This window comes from Bradyrhizobium sp. CIR18 (assembly GCF_014198295.1).
Lineage (GTDB): Bacteria > Pseudomonadota > Alphaproteobacteria > Rhizobiales > Xanthobacteraceae > Bradyrhizobium.
Genome location: NZ_JACIHF010000013.1, coordinates 1 through 16,865, shown reverse-complemented (window position 1 = coordinate 16,865; position 16,865 = coordinate 1). Strand labels below are relative to the sequence as shown.

11 protein-coding genes and 1 pseudogene are annotated in these 16,865 nt (G+C 58.2%); all 12 read right to left on the bottom strand.

Annotated elements, in window-relative coordinates:
• Window positions 1–74: 74 nt before the first annotated feature.
• The 12 genes and pseudogenes from GGD65_RS30450 to GGD65_RS30395 all read right to left on the bottom strand — a co-directional run bounded on the left by GGD65_RS30450 (window position 75) and on the right by GGD65_RS30395 (window position 16,165).
• On the bottom strand, window positions 75–881 hold the full coding sequence (locus GGD65_RS30450) for an aminotransferase class I/II-fold pyridoxal phosphate-dependent enzyme (protein ID WP_246783449.1): 807 nt from the start codon (window positions 879–881) through the stop codon (window positions 75–77).
• Window positions 878–1,126 carry a hypothetical protein gene (locus GGD65_RS30445; RefSeq protein WP_183237647.1) on the bottom strand — a complete coding sequence of 83 codons (249 nt, stop codon included), beginning with the start codon at window positions 1,124–1,126 and terminating at the stop codon, window positions 878–880. Before GGD65_RS30445 ends, GGD65_RS30450 begins: the two co-directional genes overlap by 4 nt.
• A gap of 185 nt (window positions 1,127–1,311) precedes the next feature.
• A pseudogene (locus GGD65_RS30440) lies at window positions 1,312–1,794 on the bottom strand (PaaI family thioesterase); the annotation flags it as partial.
• A gap of 108 nt (window positions 1,795–1,902) precedes the next feature.
• Window positions 1,903–3,648, bottom strand: coding sequence for a hydantoinase B/oxoprolinase family protein (locus tag GGD65_RS30435; RefSeq protein ID WP_183237645.1), 1,746 nt, complete (start codon window positions 3,646–3,648; stop codon window positions 1,903–1,905).
• Window positions 3,645–5,720: a hydantoinase/oxoprolinase family protein gene (locus GGD65_RS30430; RefSeq protein WP_183237644.1), complete on the bottom strand. Its 2,076-nt coding sequence runs from the start codon at window positions 5,718–5,720 to the stop codon at window positions 3,645–3,647. The genes GGD65_RS30435 and GGD65_RS30430 overlap by 4 nt, the downstream gene beginning before the upstream one ends.
• Window positions 5,721–5,757: 37 nt before the next feature.
• Window positions 5,758–7,023 (bottom strand): Glu/Leu/Phe/Val dehydrogenase, encoded by a 1,266-nt coding sequence (locus GGD65_RS30425; protein ID WP_183237643.1) that lies wholly within the window; start codon window positions 7,021–7,023, stop codon window positions 5,758–5,760.
• A 166-nt stretch (window positions 7,024–7,189) separates the two neighbouring features.
• Window positions 7,190–8,626, bottom strand: coding sequence for an aldehyde dehydrogenase family protein (locus GGD65_RS30420; RefSeq protein ID WP_183237642.1), 1,437 nt, complete (start codon window positions 8,624–8,626; stop codon window positions 7,190–7,192).
• A gap of 151 nt (window positions 8,627–8,777) precedes the next feature.
• Window positions 8,778–10,493, bottom strand: coding sequence for an acetolactate synthase catalytic subunit (locus GGD65_RS30415; RefSeq protein ID WP_183237641.1), 1,716 nt, complete (start codon window positions 10,491–10,493; stop codon window positions 8,778–8,780).
• Window positions 10,490–11,887 (bottom strand): aspartate aminotransferase family protein, encoded by a 1,398-nt coding sequence (locus GGD65_RS30410; RefSeq protein WP_183237640.1) that lies wholly within the window; start codon window positions 11,885–11,887, stop codon window positions 10,490–10,492. Before GGD65_RS30410 ends, GGD65_RS30415 begins: the two co-directional genes overlap by 4 nt.
• A 713-nt stretch (window positions 11,888–12,600) precedes the next feature.
• The gene (locus GGD65_RS30405; protein WP_183237639.1) at window positions 12,601–13,308 is read right to left on the bottom strand and encodes a GntR family transcriptional regulator; all 708 of its coding nucleotides are present in this window, start codon (window positions 13,306–13,308) and stop codon (window positions 12,601–12,603) included.
• Between the two features lie 190 nt (window positions 13,309–13,498).
• Window positions 13,499–13,930 (bottom strand): Crp/Fnr family transcriptional regulator, encoded by a 432-nt coding sequence (locus GGD65_RS41180; RefSeq protein WP_409362770.1) that lies wholly within the window; start codon window positions 13,928–13,930, stop codon window positions 13,499–13,501.
• Window positions 13,931–14,464: 534 nt separating this feature from the next.
• Window positions 14,465–16,165 (bottom strand): MFS transporter, encoded by a 1,701-nt coding sequence (locus GGD65_RS30395; protein ID WP_183237637.1) that lies wholly within the window; start codon window positions 16,163–16,165, stop codon window positions 14,465–14,467.
• Between the last annotated feature and the right edge of the window lie 700 nt (window positions 16,166–16,865).

Genomic DNA, 16,865 nt, shown 5'->3' with positions numbered 1-16,865 from the left:
CGGGCGGATTCCGCGGACATCGAACCCGTACCCTTGCAGCGCAGAGGCAAGCCGCATCGCATTGCCATTGTCGCCTACAAGATAGGGCACGATTTGCGACTGCGAACTGCTCCGAAGCCCGCGCATACGGATTTCACGGTGCGCAAACGCAACCAGATTGGACGTTGCTGTCGCTCAGGCTCCTGCCGCAGGATCAGGAGCGCTTCCCGTACGGCAATGGCCATCAATGGCGACGGCGCGGTGGCAAAAATAAATGGACGACACCGATTGACGAGGAAGTCGCGCAGTGCTCGTGGCGCGGTCAAGAGCGCACCGACCGCCCCCAACGCTTTACCGCAGGTATGAATCACTAGGACGTTCTCGCGTCTCTCATAAGGAGCCGTCAGACCTCGTCCGTGCTCGCCGTACACGCTGGCATGCGCTTCGTCGATCATCAGAAACGCGTTGAGTCGATCGGAAATCTCTACCAGGTCCTCCAGCGGCGCAAAATCGCCATCCATGCTGTAGAGACTTTCGACGACGATCCAAGCACGCCCGACGCCACCTTTCGCGCGCCACTCCCTAATCGTGCTCTTGACTGACTGCGGATTGTTGTGCTCACTAATCCGAAAGTCGGCCCTGCCCGCTCGTGCCCCTTCATGAACGCTCGCGTGCACCAGCGAATCGAGAACGAGCAAATCGCCACGCTGCGGCAGCGTTGTCAGGACGGAAAAATTCGCGAGATAGCCGCTGCCGAAGAACAGCGCCGTTTCTGCTCCAAAGAATTGAGCAGCTTCCGCTTCGAGCGCTTCGTGTTCCTCGCAATTCCCGCGGAGAAGGCGCGAACCGCCGGCACCAATCGGCGTGCCTGCGTCAAGCGCTCCTGAAATCGCCCTCTTCATGCGCTGTGCGCTTGGCAGCGCCAGATAGTCGTTCGATGTAAAATCGGTTCCCGCGCGCGGCTTGAGGCCGCGGAACCGCGGCCTTGGTCGAGTTCATCAATGGCCATTAGGATCAACCATTGCGGTTCGGTTACTCGCAATATCTCAGCCCAATTCTTGTGTATCTCCTCAATTCGAGAATGGATCTCGATGATGTTCCAGATAAATTCGTTGGCGGTTCTATCGAGTTGCTCTTTTTCAGCCATGCTATCTTTTCGCAAATATCAGCCTTATGCAATGAGCTTCCGTCCGGCGCCTTGAACGAAAAGAATTCCAATCTCGTAAATGGGTGCCGGCAAGCCTATAGGCGCGCAGCAGCGTCCTGTCGTCGACCGTGAGCCCGATCTTGGTGAGCACTGGACGGATATCGTTCGGATCCTAATGACTCGGGATTAGACTTTGCGCGGATCTTCTGCTTCAGCCGCTTGAGTGTTCCGGAAAACGTTAACAATATCCGCTCGCCGGTTTTCAACTCGCCTCGGACGAAGATCAGTGATCCGCCAGCGCGGGTCACCTCGCCTGTGGCTTCGATCAGCTCACCTTCGCGCGCGGTGCTGAGAAAGTCGCTGGACAGCGAGACGGTTACCCCGGGGCTATCCAGAATGAGACCTGCAATGGCGAACACGCAATAGTCCACAAAGACCAAGAAGCAGCCGCCATGGACAATTCCAGCTCCGTTGAGGTGCTTTTTCTGGACGCGAAAGGCACAACGTACCTTTCGCTCTGCCTCCACGCGGTGCCAGAATGGTCCCGTATGGTTCAGGAACGGGTCGAACGTCCATGTCCGCCAGCCCTTGAATTCGCCTTCGGTGGCTTCGTGCAGGTCAGGGCGCGAGAGCAGGGTTGAACTGCTGAAATCCTCCAAGTCGCTCATCTGAGCTCCCAATGTAACCCAACGCTGGATCGGGGTAACATACTGGCGCGATGCACTTGCGAACAGCCGCGCGTTCCATGCCACGGCGCGTCAAAATGAATGCCTTGCTTACGTCCGTCCTTCAAGCTCTTGAGCTCTTTGACGGCGCGCTCGCGTTGCCTCTTCATCTACTCGCAGATCATCATCAGTCAGAACGACGCCGTAGTCTTCCTCCGCCTTTGCCGGGCTGACCATCCCATCGATGACATCGTTCAGAACCTCTTCCGGAAGCCGCTCGAATGGTGATCCAAAACCGCCACCGCCGGCGGCCTTGATCGTGAGTGTCAGCGGTGGCAGCCGTTCAACGCCGAAGCGGGGTGGAGCATACGTCGAGCCATCGTCGAATTTGATTGAACAGCTCCCGGTGCCCGCTGCATGTCCGCCCAATACGCCGAATGACGTCGGGTTGCAGTTACCTTCGCCGCGGAATGAATATTCAGCGGCGCGCTTCACGCGGACTATCGCTTCGGCGCCGGTGCCGCCCCGGTAGCGGCCAGGCCCCCCACCATCTGTGACGAACTCCTGACGCTCAACAAGGAATGGGTAGCTGGTTTCAAAGTCCTCGACCTCTGGCAAAGCAAGGCCGCCGAGTGTGGTTATCTGTCCTAATATATTGAAGCCGTCTCGACCTTTGACGGCGCCGGTCCCGGGTTGGGCTAACCACTGATATGCAACGTAGTATCGTCCGTTATCGTCCGTCCCGGAGGTGTTGCAGTGGGAAATTCGGCTCCAGCCTGCACAGCTCAGCTCGAGAGCCGGCGGGCTCAGCGCCTTCCAGATGGCATGTATGATTTGGTGCGCCGGATATGTAGTCGCCGCGGTAACAGGCGCTGGTGGCTTTGCGTTGACCAGAGAGCCCTCAGGGGCTTCGATGCGAACACGGCGAAAGACGCCATCGTTGCGAGGGATGTGTGCGCCCAGAAACGAGATCAGTCCAAAGAGCACTGCCGATCGCGTATTCGCAAGCGAACTGTTCTTGAAGCCGCGCATCTGTGGACTGGTGCCCGCGAAATCGACGAGAAGTCCATCCGCCCTGACAGTGACTGCAGTTTTGATGCGCGCGTCGACGGCTTCGAAGCAATCATGATCGAAGAAGTCGTCGCCAGTGTAGATACCAGGCGACAATTGGTGGATCGCCGCGAGAAAGCTTTCCTCTGCCCAATCGAGGAGGGACGTGAACAACTGGTGCAGGCCTTCGGCGCCCATCGGGATTGCCATGTCTTGAAGACGCTTACCGCCGATCTCCGTTGACCCCAGCATCGCGCGGAGGTCGCCATCGAGCAGGTCGGGAGTTCTCGAGTTCAAGAGGATCAACCGCCAGATATCATCCTGGATCTCCCTTTGGGAAACCAGCTTGACGACGGGAATACGGAGGCCCTCGTGAAAGATCTCTTCCGCTTTGGGATTGTACGTTCCGGCCGCGCCGCCTCCTATGTCCGACTGATGTGCGCGGTTGCAGGTGAATGCAATCAGCTCTCCCTTCAGGAACACCGGCCGCATCATTGTGAAGTCGGGTAGATGGTTGCCGCCCGCGACATAAGGATCGTTCGCCAGGAAGCAATCGCCCGGATTGATACGGCCCGCAAATGTTTCGAGCAGCCGCGCCAGTGCTATGCCACCACCACCGGTATGAATGGGAATACCGTCAGCCTGGGACACGACCTGCCCGGAATTGCTTCCGATGAAGCAGGAGAAGTCGTGCGACTGGCTGAAGATGGGGCTCCGCGCCGTCCGCGCCATGACCCATCCCATGGTGCGGCAGATATGATCCAGCTGCTTCTGGCCCAGCGCCAAGCTGATTGCATCTATTCTCATACCGCGCCTCCTTGAGCAGGAGCCCCCAAGCGGACAAGAAAGTTATTCGACCCGTCGACTTTCAACTTGTCACCCTTACCGATGAATACAGTTGTGGTCATATCGTTGATGATTGCCGGTCCAACAAGTCGTGCACCAGGAGTAAGATCGGAGCCTTCATAGACACTCACGTCGACAGGTCCAATCTCGCGATTGACAACAACCCGACGGTGGCTTGAGGCGGATGCGATGTATTCGGGTGCCGAAACCTTATGGATGGAAACGCCGGGAAATCGGCGAGAGCCGCTCACACGCAACGCGCGTGTCATAAAGGGCGAATGCTTGTGAACATGGCCATAAAGCAGACTATAGCGCTCCTCGTAGTCCGCAATGATCTCTTCGATATTGTTGTTTGTCCATTCGATGGACAGCTGAGATTGCTGGTCCAAATAGTTTAGATCAATGTGGCGGCTGAACACGGGATGGCTCCCAGTCTCGCCGTATGCCATAAGCCGCGCGCGCAGCCCCACCTCAAGCTCGTGCGCGACACGCTCAAACTCCTCGAGCGCGCTTTTATTGAAGCCGCGCCGGATCGTCCGGACCTCATCCAGGCGAACGTCAGAATTGAGCATACCGAACGCACAGAAGACGCCGGCAAGACGGGGTATGTAGACTGTCGAACAGCCGAGGCTTCGGGCCACCGAACTTGCGTGCAGGGCGCCGGCACCGCCAACAGCAACAAGGGTAAAGTTGCGAAGGTCAAAGCCGCGTTCCGCACTCACATGCTCAACGGCGTGGCGCAAATTCTGGTCCATCAATTCGACGATGCCCAGTGCGGCCACTTCCGGCGCAAGTCCGACAGTATCGCCATAGACGCGCTTGAGCGCCTGCCGCGCCGCCTCATCATTAAGGTTGAGCGTACCGCCAGCAAATGGCCCCGGCGCAAGACGGCCCAGGACGAGGTGGGCATCCGTATTTGTTGGATGCTGTCCGCCGCGTCGATAGCACACAGGCCCTGGCATGGATCCAGCGCCGTCAGGCCCGAGCGTCACCATTCCGCCGGCATCCAACCGCGCGATACTGCCACCGCCGGCGCTCACGGAGTGAATGTCGACGCTTGGCACAAGAGCAACGTAACCGGCGATGTCGATGCGGTCCGTCGAATGGACGCGCCCACCCTCCATCAATGCGAGATCGCAGCTCGTTCCACCCATCTCCAGGGAGATCAGGTTGTCGATGCCCATTGTCGAGGCAACATATTTCAGGGCACCAACCTGCGCTGCAGGTCCTGAAAGAAGAAGGCAGGCAGGGTTGCGGGCGATTTCCTCGACTGACGCAATACCACCGTTACTTTGAATGAGGAGCAGAGGGGCAAAGAGTCCGTTCTGCCGCAGAATATCTTCCAAAGACCTCAAGTAAGGAACGACGCGCCTCGAGACATAAGCCGCAAGGACCGTCGAGGAGGTGCGACCGTATTCGCCAGCGTAGGGCGAGATTTCATGCGAACAAAAAATCGCATCAGGGTCCCAATCCGCCAGGAGAATTTCCATTGCTCGACGCTCGTGAGCGCCGTTGACGTAACTATGTAGAAAAGAAACGGCCACGCACTCGACTCCCGCAGCCTTCAATGCCGCAGCTCCGGCCTTTACGTCGCCTTCATCCAGAGCCGCGACCTCCAGCCCGTCTTTGTCAAATCGGCCGCCGATCGGCAGCCGCCAGCGGCGCGGCACGAGGACTTGTGGGAAAGGCGGACGATGGTTCCAGGGCTCCTCTCTGATGCCCCGGCGAATCTCAAGCGTATCCCGAAAGCCCTTGGTAGTGAGAAGCCCGACCCGTGCGCCCTTCCCTTCGAGTACGGTGTTCGTCGCAATGGTCGAACCATGCACGAGCATCGAGCAACCACCCAGCAGCTCCTGGGTTGGAACATCGAGCCGCCGCGCGAGCGCATTCAGCGCCGTCATGACGCCGGCTGACGGATCGTCCGGTCTGGAAGGCGATTTGAGGGCCTCGACCTGGCCGTTCGCATCTATTGCTACGACATCCGTAAAGGTGCCGCCGATGTCGATTCCGATCCGCCAAGGGGCAACAAGCATTCGTCACTCCGGTTTGGTGCCATGTGTCGTAACGTCATTACGGGAAGAGGCCTCGGGTGTGCTTGGCGGATTGTACCACGCTTACGCCGATCGCCATGGCCGCTATCCGATGAGAAATATGATCGCGCTTTGCCCGAGCTATGACTTGCTGGAACGAGCGCTCGAGAATGCGATAGAGTCGATCGAATACTTCCGCCTCCTCCCAGAACAACCGCTGCAGATCCTGCACCCATTCAAAGTAGCTGACGACGACGCCTCCTGCATTGCACAGGATGTCGGGCAGCACAAAAATCTCATCGCCCCGCTCTTGCAGGATTAAGTCAGCTTCTGGCGTCGTTGGGCCATTGGCACCCTCGGCGAGAATGCGACATTTAAGCTTGGAGGCATTTCGGCCCGTAATGACCTGCTCGATCGCAGCTGGTACCAGGACATCGCACTGTCGGACCAACAGCTGCGAAGGTTCAATGAGGCTTTCGGCAGAGAAGCCGGCAAGTTGGCCGCGCTTGGCAGCGTATCGTTGCAGCTCTGCCATATTGATGCCGGCAGGATCATAGTATGCGGCGGTGTGATCGCTGACGCCGATAATCTTGACGCCTCTTTCCGCAAGTGAATGCGCTGTTACCGCCCCAACATTGCCGAATCCCTGGACGATCGCGGTGGCGCCGGTTGCGGGAATGCCAAGGTGCTCAAGCGCGCGGCCGACAAGATAAGCGACCCCGCGGCCGGTCGCCTCGCGACGGCCGAGTGTTCCTCCCGCCGATACTGGCTTGCCGGTGACGATCTCGTTGATTGTCTGCCCCTGGTACATGGAATAAGTGTCCATAAACCAGGCCATGACCTGTTCGTTGGTACCCATATCAGGTGCCATCACGTCGGTGTGCGGGCCGACGAAAGGAATCATCTCTTGCATGTAGCGTCGGGAAAGCGCCTCGAGTTCGCGTGGCGACAATGCGTAAGGATCCACGGTAACACCTCCCTTTGCTCCTCCATAGGGAAGTCCCGCCAGAGCACATTTCCAGCTCATCCAAACGGCCAGGGCGGCAACCTCACCTACGCCCACTGAGGATGCGAAGCGGGTTCCGCCTTTTGTTGGACCGAGAGTAAGGTGATGTTGCACGCGGTAGCCCTGAAAGACTTCTGTTCGACCATCGTCCCTATGAATTGGGCAGGACACGGCGATTGTCCGTTTGGGATAAAGCAATCGGTCCCGATCTACCTCCAGGATTTGCAGATGATCGGCGGCCCTCTTGAATTGTTGCCTGGCCATTTCAAAAACTGGGCCGCTATAGATTGAATCGCTCATCGTCGGTTACCAACACATCTGAGGCTGGAGCCGATTGAAGGCTCAGCTTGGGATAGGAAAAACGGCCGCCCCACGCAGGGGCGGCCAGTAGCGTCCGTCGCGGGAGGAAGATGACGACGAACGACTTGAACATGAAGCGACTTGGGCCTGGTCGCGGCCGCGACCTTTAGAGGCCGTGCCGAATCGTGACGGTCTTCAGGACGCCAAAGCCGTACAGCGCCTCAAATCCCTTTTCTCGGCCAAAGCCCGATCCTTTCACGCCACCGAACGGCAGCTCAACGCCGCCCGCAGACCCGTAATTGTTCACGAACAGCTGGCCTGCTTCGATACTGCGAGAGAGGCGCATCGATCGACCAAGGTCCGACGTCCATACGCCGGCAGACAGCCCATATGGCGTGTCGTTTGCAATCTCTACCGCATGCCGCTCGTCGCGAAAGCGCAGCGCGACAAGGACCGGTCCAAAGATTTCTTCCTGTGCCAAGGTGTGACTTGATGGGACGTCACCAATCACTGTCGGTTTGACGTAATAGCCACCCGCAGGCAGGTTGGTTCCAAACGAGCCTTCCGCCAGGATCTGCAACCCGTCTCGCCTCGCAATCTCCAGATAGCTTTCGATGCGGGTTCGCTGCGCGGCGTTGACAACTGGTCCGAGATCGAGATCCTGGCTCGCGGAGCCGACCCGCAGCGCCCTGAACCGGTCGGCAAGTTGGGTTGTGAAGCGATCGTAGATGTCGTCTTGGATTAAAACCCGCGAACCGGCGCTGCAGGTCTGACCGGCATTGTGCACGATGCTTTTAACAATTGTGGCGCCCGCTTCGTCCAAGGAAGCATCCGAGAAAACCACTTGCGGTGATTTTCCGCCCAGCTCGAGAGTAACTGGAATTGTATTTTTGGCTGCCGCAGCCTGGATCAATCGGCCGACCTCGCGGGATCCGGTGAAGCTGATATGGCCGATTCCCGAATGTGCCGATAGCGCTGCGCCGGCTTCTTCGCCGAGCCCGGTGACGACGTTGAAAACGCCTGGCGGAAAGCCTGCCTCTTCGGCAAGTTTCGCCAGCGCGAGCGCCGTCAGTGAGGTGTCCTCGGCGGGCTTGAGAACGATGGCGTTACCCATAGCGAGCGATGGTGCGACCGAGCGGCCCGTCATCTGCAGTGGATAGTTCCAGGGCACGATGTGCGCGGTTACGCCGTGCGGCTCGTAAAGCGTCATCACGGTGAAACCGCTCTGGAAGGGAATGGTCTCACCATGTACTTTGTCGGCGGCTGCACCATAGTATTCGAAATATCGCGCACACACGGCGGCATCTGCGAGCGCGACGGTCATTGGTTTTCCGACGTCATCGCTTTCGATCGCGGCAAGTTTCTCGCCATCGCGACGAATGAGCTCAGCCATCTTGAGCAGCAGACGACCTCGCGAGACGGCGTCCATTTTTCCCCATGGCCCTTTACGGGCGGCATGGCCGGCCAAAACTGCAGCGTCAATTTCGGCCGCTCCGCCCCGGGGTATCGCGGCCATCTTCGTGCCGTCAGAAGGGTTAATTACGTCCAGAGTCTTAGCCGAGCCAACCCAGCGACCGCCGATGTAGTTTTCGTAGGTGTCCATTATACTCTCAGTTCTTAGAGGCGAAGCGCCAACCTTCAGACGCGCCGACGAATTAAGGAAGCTCGCAGGATCGATGAATGATGAGCGCTCGGCGTGACTTACTTGTGTTCGCCAGCGCAGGAACTGCATCTCCGATCTGAACTAGGAAACTTCAAACCGGCGCGAGCGCACGATCAAGTGTGCCGTCGAAAATTGACAGTGGCGGGTGAGCCGACGGGTCCGTCATGACTTCGATGAGCCATGGTCGTTGGTCCGCAAGTGCAAGGTCGAGCGTCTTCCCCAGATCGCCGGGCGCTCTGACCACCGCACCAGCGCAACCACACGCCCGAGCGATCGCTGCATGGTCGACCGGTGAGAAATGGCAGGCCGACGTATACGTGCCGAACTTCACCGTTTCTCCATCCTTCTGGAATCCGAGGACGCCATTGTTGAGCACGATAACGACAACGGGTACATCGCTGCGAACCATCGTTTCAAGCTCCGCCCAGCTGTGCGCAAAGCCACCGTCTCCGACCAAAGCTACGACAGGACTGGACGGGCGTGCCACCTTGGCGCCAATGGCAAGCGGAAGCCCCCAGCCAAGTCCAGCCAAACCGCGCGGTGTGAGGAAGCGCTGACCAGTTCTTCGGCCGCGGAGCTGGCCCAGGACCCACATCGATGAGTAGCTGGCGTCGGCAACCACGATTGTATCGGGCGTCAGACGCGCCTGCAGCTCGTGCATGACACGCTCCGGGCGGATCGGAGACTCATTGCTGCCTGAGAAGACGATTCGATCCTTTTCGAAGCTCTTCCAAGCCGCCGCGATACGTCCCTCCACCCCTTTGCGCACGTCTCGACGCAAGGACAAATCGAGCTGTTGAAGTGCGCCACAAAGAGCTTCCAATGTTGCAGCGGCATCGCCGAACAAGCGCGTTGCCTCATAGTTGCGGCCAATTTCCTGGGGATCGACGTCGATATGGATGACCCGAGCATTCGCAGGGATTTGTCGCCAATTGTCGGTCCCGTTTTGGTTGGTGCGCGTCGCGACCAGAACAACGACATCCGCCTCTTTGAGAATCGGCAGCGTATGCCGGCCCAGCGATCGAGGACCAACGATTGCGCCGAGAACCCCACCTGAGAGTGGATGCGTTTCGTCGACGGCGCCTTTGCCCATATTTGTGGTAAAGACGGGTAGGTGCGCAAGATCTTGCAATTTGGCAAGCGCGGCGGCTGCAGCGGCAGATGTAGCACCGCCGCCTGCTAGAACAACGGGAGCCTTTGCCGCAGCAATTGCAATCGCCGCAGCGCGGATCTCCGCCTCGCTCGGCCTGGGGCGATCAATTGGCCATTCACCAAAGTTCGACTGGCGTTCACGACTTGGCGCGATCGCTTTCTCGCGCAAAAGATCGGCCGGCAACAACAAGACGGCAGGACCGGGCCGCCCGCTACCAGCCGCGACGAAGGCTGCGTCAACATAGTCGTCAACCCGGTCGGCAGTGATGACCCGCCGCACCCATTTGGCGCATGAGGAAAAAAGTGCGAAATGATCGAGCTCCTGGAACGCATTGCGGTCAAGCTGGTTACGCTCCACCTCCTGGACCAAGGCAACAATCGGGACGCTCGCTTTAAGCGCTTCAGCGAGAGGGGGAACGAGCAAGGTTGCCGCGGGCCCATTCTGGGCTGCGACCACAGCGATCCGACCGGACACACGCGCATAGCCGTCCGCCATTGCGCCTCCCATGTTCTCCTGTCGGTATGCGAGCTGCCGAATGCCGATCGCTTCGCAAGCCAAGATCACCGCCGTCGGCAGGCTCTGGCCGAAAATCACCTTGACGCCATGACGCTGCAAAGCGAGGGCGCTACGTTGCGCAACTGTTACTTCGGTCACTTTTGCACCTCAATGACGTCCAACTTGCCTTGATCACTGTCGAGAAATCCCGCGAACACATCGACGATGACATCGGCATCGGCGCGAGTCATCGGAGTCGAGAGCGCAGCGGCGGCGCCATAAGGTAGGATGATGCCGTTTGCCGCGAAAAAGCGCGTGAGCTCCTTCATGACTGAAGCTCCGCGGGGCGTGAGATAGGCTTCGCGATAGTCATTTGGGATCCGCTTCGAAGGATGGATGCGGAAAAGCGAGGCCGCGCCCGTCACGCATAGCGAGACACCCCTCTTTTTGATGGCCTGAGCAATCCCGTCTCGGACAATATTGCCAAGCGCCTCAAGATGAGCGAAGGCCGGATGGTCCAGGTGTCGCATCGAAACGAGCCCCGCTGTCATCGACAAAGGGTTGGCCGAAAATGTACCGCCCTGCGGCAGCAAAGGTGGGCCCGCCGAGGCATCGAACACTTCCATGACGTCTTCGCGGCCGCCAATAGCCCCAATCGGCAAACCGCCGCCGATGATCTTGCCCATTGTAACAAGGTCCGGAACAAGGCCGTAGCGAGCGGCGGAGCCGTGAAAACCTTGCCTCAGATTGAGAACCTCATCAGCAACAATCAGAATGCCATTGCTACGAGCCGATTCCTGAACCGCAGCAATGAATTCAGGTTTTGGCGGCGTCAGACCCCCGCGACTTGGCATTGGATCCAGAACGACGGCAGCAAGATCGCCAGCGTGTAATGCCAATAATCGGCGGGCGCCCTCAACATCATTGAAGCGCAGCACGAGCACTTCATCGAGTACGCTTTCGGGCATCCCGCGATAAGTCGCCGTGGACTTGGGCGCAGCGTCATCACCCCAATTGTCCGGCCTCGCCGCCTGGCTCACCTCGACCCAATCGTAGGCGCCATGATAGGCACCTTCGATCTTGGCAATTTTCGATCGTCCGGTGAAGGCCCGCGCCGCTTTGATTGCGAACAACACGGCCTCTGTTCCTGTATTGACGAAGCGAACACGGTCAACCTGGGGAATGCGCTCGCAAAGCAGCTCCGCAAGCTCGATCTCGCCCTCTGTCGGATTTGCGAAGCAGCTGCCGCGCTGGAGTTGGTTACTCAAGGCCTCCACAACTGGAGCGAAGGCATGACCATGGATTAATGTCGTGAAGTTGCAATTGAGGTCGAGGAAGCGCCGACCGTCGACGTCGAACACGTAGCTACCAGATCCGCGCTCAATATACAGCGGCGCCGGATCCCGCTCGATCGTTACGCGCGAGGTACCGTCGGGAAAGACCAACCGCGCCCGCGCGAAGCTGTCCTTGGATCTCTGCCCAACTTGAGTGGATCCCGTCGTCGCATCGGACAATTTCGCCCTCACGACACCCTCATTTGATTCAGTTGTCATTTAGCAAAAGTACCCCAACTTGATATTTGATGCAACAAAAAACCGAAGCACAACCGGGAAGAAATGCTGGGCGCTCACCTCTAAGCAACCTTACTGATTATCTCAGTTTGTTGCATCATATTTGTTACACGGATAACGGCTGCACGCGGCGCCCACCAGCCTCATTTTCGAAACCAAGAGGAAATCGGGATCAAGAGACTGACCAGTTGCGCTCCCGCTCGCGGCTCAGGGTCGCGCGCACAAGGGGGCGCAGCGGAGTACCATCGTTCAGACAGAAGGTGCCTATTCCGACGCGGCAAGGGGTCCGTTGAGGTTCGTCATCCGCGGTCTGCTTCTTATTAGACAGAGCTTCTCGACCGCCCATAGGGGGCCGCCAGGCCAAGCGGGAACATAGACCCGAAGACAGCTGGTCGCCCTTGCCAATAGATGCACCAAGCGACATTCGTTAGCTTTCGACATCGCATCGGAGCATAAGCACTGCGGCTTAGTTGGGGACGATGAGATGGCCCCCGGTGAACTTGGCGTCGCTAAGGTAACATCAACGCCAAGGTGTACAGGCCTAGAAAGCTCGCCTACAGTCAGAGCACGCGTACGCGATTTCGCTCTAGCAATAGGGGAAACAGCGAATTTGGGCCGTAGTGTGGATAGAAAGCAGCCGGCCGAGAATTCTGGGGTTGGATCGCCACGGCTGCTGTGCGGCATCGGCCCAAATCTTAGGAGCTGCGTGCTTCGCCTTGCCTAGATAAAACGAGCTTGCTCAAACGGCGGTACCCATCGCGTAAGTCGTTTTCGATGGCAGTGCGCACGGCCGAGCTGTCCCGGCGCTTCAGTCCGGCAATAGCCCGTTGGTGGTTCGTTACTCCCCGGCGATGAATTGCGAAATCGGGATACAGATCGTTCATCGACGGCCCGATGCGTAACCACTGCGATTCGATCAGTGCCACCAGGCGAGGCATTTTGGACACCCCGTAGAGACGGAAGTGGAAGGCCTTGTTGAAGCGGAGCACATCAGCGTATTGCGCTTTGTCCATCGCCTTGTTAATGCGACCCTGCGTCTCTTCAAGAAAAGAGATGTCGCTGTCTTTAATATGGGCGGTGGCTTCGAAGGCGGCCAAGCCTTCGAGTGCTAGCCGGATCTTCGTAACTTCTTCCAGCGTAGCAATCGTGAGTTCCGGCACGATTACCGTCTTCGGACCCAGGTTGACCAGGGCACCTTCGCCGATCAGACGCACAATGGCGTCTCTGACCGGAGTGGTACTTACATTGAGCGCCCGCGCCACTGAACGCACGGTCAGCTTGTTCCCCTGGACAAACTGACCGCTGATGATGGATTCTTTCAGTGAGGTGTAGGCCAGTTCGCCCAGACTAGCTTGCCGGTCGATGGGTACGAGAGGAGCTGCAATGTCCGTATCGTTCAGCATCAAATCATCTGTCAGGTCAGAGTGATATGTTATATCAAACGCCACGGCACAAAACTAGTCCCATTTTGCGAAAGCTGGGGATTCCTCGCCGCGGCGTGGGCGCCCTTCGGGCTCCGATTTGCCGGACTTGGGCGCTTAAATCAGCTAATGGCTGTCGATCGGCCCGGCCTGCCGCAGACGAACATGAATCCTAGGTCGCGCGGGTTGCTTCGCGGTGCTGACTGGGCGAGCCGTCAGGTATAAAGGACGATCGACAATGGAGACTTGGCGATAAGGGAGCATGCACTGCAATTGTCGAGCAACACGAGCAGGCAATTTGCTTGAGCCGGCCCCGATCTTGAACGCGAAGAGCTCCGCGCGTTTTGGCGATTAGCCCTTCCCGCTCGAATCGAATTAGCGATTCGGTGACGCTTGCTCGGCGCAACCCCAGCATGGTGGCGATGTACTCATGACTAACGGGTATTTCCATTCCGCCAACAGATTCTGAGGCGTGGCAAAGCCATCCAGCTACGCGCTGGGCGAGGCGGTGACTGAGAGCACAAAGCGCAACTTGCGAAGTATGAACTAGCAAGGCCTGAACTCCACAAAGGAGATGTCTTCTAATGTCAGGCTGAGCGTCCATGACGGACAGTAAATCGTTCACTCGCATGCAGAGCGTCATCCCGGGAGTGACTGCGATCGACTGGTGACTCGCTACATCCACCCCCAACAAGCCAGAAATTCCTAATATTCCTCGGCTATCCATGAGCGCAATTTCGACTGAATTTGCGCTCGAATTTCGGCGCAAAGATACCAAACCTGTCTCGATAAAGCCAATGTTCTCAATTGGCCTAGACTGCTCCTCGATGATGCTATTCCGCTTGAAGAATACGGGACGCAGGTGCGAGCGCACGCGCTCAAAGTCTGCCGGAGGCAAAGCATTGAGAAGGGAGTTTCTTACATTGAGGCGTTGCACGAGCATGATGATTCCGCGCTCATGAATTCGCAGATGAGATCAATCATTACAACAAAATGACATTTGATGCAACAAACATTATCAAGGTTGCTTGCTTTTGAAGTAACCTACCCCCAGCCGGTATGTGGCTCGGGATAGATAAATCTCGCGCGAACAGGGTGTCGCACAGAAAATGGTCAGCTCGATCTCCAAGCTGCGTACTCACGCTAGCGGCGGAGGTACGCGAACTGCGGCAGAGACTTGAGGATATTTCTCTTCGGCCACCGGATGGTCTGGCGTGTCGTCCTTCCACCGTACTGAGCCGAACGGCCGCTCGAGCATGCGGCGGACCCGCACCGGCTCGGGGCCAATGTGAAAGGCCATCGCCTGCTGTTCTATTGCGTGCTCCGAGCGTGTCGAGCGGTTGCGCTGGCGCAAGTAGTCGAACCAGGTTGGGCAATGATACCGTTCCGTCCACAATTCTGGATCGGCAATATCCCGTGCGATGGACCAACCGTAGGCCCCGTTGCGCTGTCGCATCATTTGCACATCTTGCATGATGTTATGAAAAGGCCGTGCTTTTTCCTGCGATACTCGATACTCGATCTCGACTACCAGGGGCCCGCTGCGCCCGGTCAGGGCCAGCCGCACCTCGGGATCATCAAGCGCCACCGGCTCCTCTCCCCGCGCGCCAATGCGAGGCATAGGCAGCCAGAAGCCAATGATCGGAGAGGCCAGCATCAAAGCGGCGGAGACCAGAAGCGCCATTTCGACACCGACGGCATTGGTTAGATCGCCCCAGCCCCAGCTGCCAAGCGCAATCGCGCCTGATCCCGCCGCTTGGTAGGCAGCAAGCGAGCGTCCCGCCACCCAACGCGGCGTCGATAGTTGCACGCCGATGTTGTTTAGGGTCGCCACTATCATCCAGCAGGCGCCCGCTACGACCAGAGCGGTCGCGCTCAATACTGGCTGGTGACTCATGGCGACCGCAGCGATTGCCCCACCCATTGAAAGAGAACAGGCGCGGATTGCGGCCTCGCCACTCATACGCTTTCGCATCTCGGTGACGTTGAGCGCGCCGATAACAGCTCCTAGACCAAAGGCCCCTAGCATCACGCCGTAGGTCTGTGGTCCGCCATGTAAGAGATCGCGCGCAACCAGCGGCATCAGCGCGATGATCGCGCCGCCAATAGCGCCGATCACCATAGCGCGGGTCAGCACGACTTTGATTGCTGGTGAATTGCTGATGTAGCGCACACCCGAAACGATCGCGCGGTTAAGCCTTTCAGGCGGCAGGCGCGAGGGTTCGGCGATCCGCCTCCACAGGAACAACGCTACTAGCAAAGGTAGATAAAGCAGCGCATTTAGAGCGAATGCAGCCACTGCGCCGGCATATGCGACGACGACACCTCCGAGAGCTGGGCCCACGCTGCGCGCGATGTTGTAGCTGATCCCATTGAGCGCGACTGCCGCAGGAACCATCTCTGAGGGCACCTGCTCGTTTACAGAGGATTGCCAGGCCGGTCCCAGCAGCGCCATGCCGCTGCCGACGACAAAGCAGAGCGCCAGCAGGATATTCGGCGTGATCAGGCCGATCCAGGCGAGCGTCGTCAGTGCGCCTGCACCGATCAGGGAGATAAAGAGTGACACCAGTGCTACGATACGCCGGTCATACATGTCGGCAATCGCGCCTGCCGGCATCGCGATCAACATTACGGGCAGCATGAGCGCGGTCTGCACGAGCGCGACCTTGTCGGCCGAGGCAGTCATCTGTGTCATTGTCCAGGCCGCCGCGACGCCCTGGATTAGAATGCCGAGATTGGAGAGTACGCTTGCGAGCCAGACGCGCCGGAAAGTGACATGGCGCAGAGGTGCGCTGATCCCGTCTGGGCGGAACGTCGGCGGTTTAGGTGAATGAGTCATCCGCGCTTGTGCCCGGTCGCCGTGGACTTGATCTGGGACTTAGATCTCGACAAGAGAATTTTCGGAATGACCTGGCCGTTCAGAAAATAACGTCCCTGCTCCTTGCCTTGCGCAGTTTGCCTACATCTGAAACCCAGCGCGATGAATCTACTTACCAATACCGACGTTCCGGGGCCGACATTGCAAACCGCTAGCACATTGCAAAGGTCCTGATGACTCTCGTGTTGTCCTGTGTCGACTGGAAAGCAGCATACCCTGTAGCTCCCTGTAGAAGCTGAGCAACCGCGAAACTTAGGCCACCTAGGTTCTCCTGAGGTCGGCAAACGTGAGCTCTTTCCTGAGATTTAAAGTTGGCTCTCGAGCCCGGCCGACTACAAGTAGATATTGAAGGTCAAAGCGGCCGTACCGAGTTCAAAAAACAGCCTGACGTGCACAACGCATGGCCTGAGCATGAGGCCAACCGAGTTCTCGGCTTAAAGTTGATGACCGCTTCGGGGGCGTTCAGGGACTCACTGACCGCGGAACAAACGGAAGACGCGCTGGCACTTTTGTCTCGGCATGAGCTCGGATAACCTTAATCGACTTGCATCTGGTAGCGTCTCCTTAATGGTTGAGGACTGATTGCAGGAAGGAGCGCGTGCGCTCGGATTCGGGATTTGTGAAGATTTTTTCGGGCGGGCCCTGCTCGATAATGCGGCCC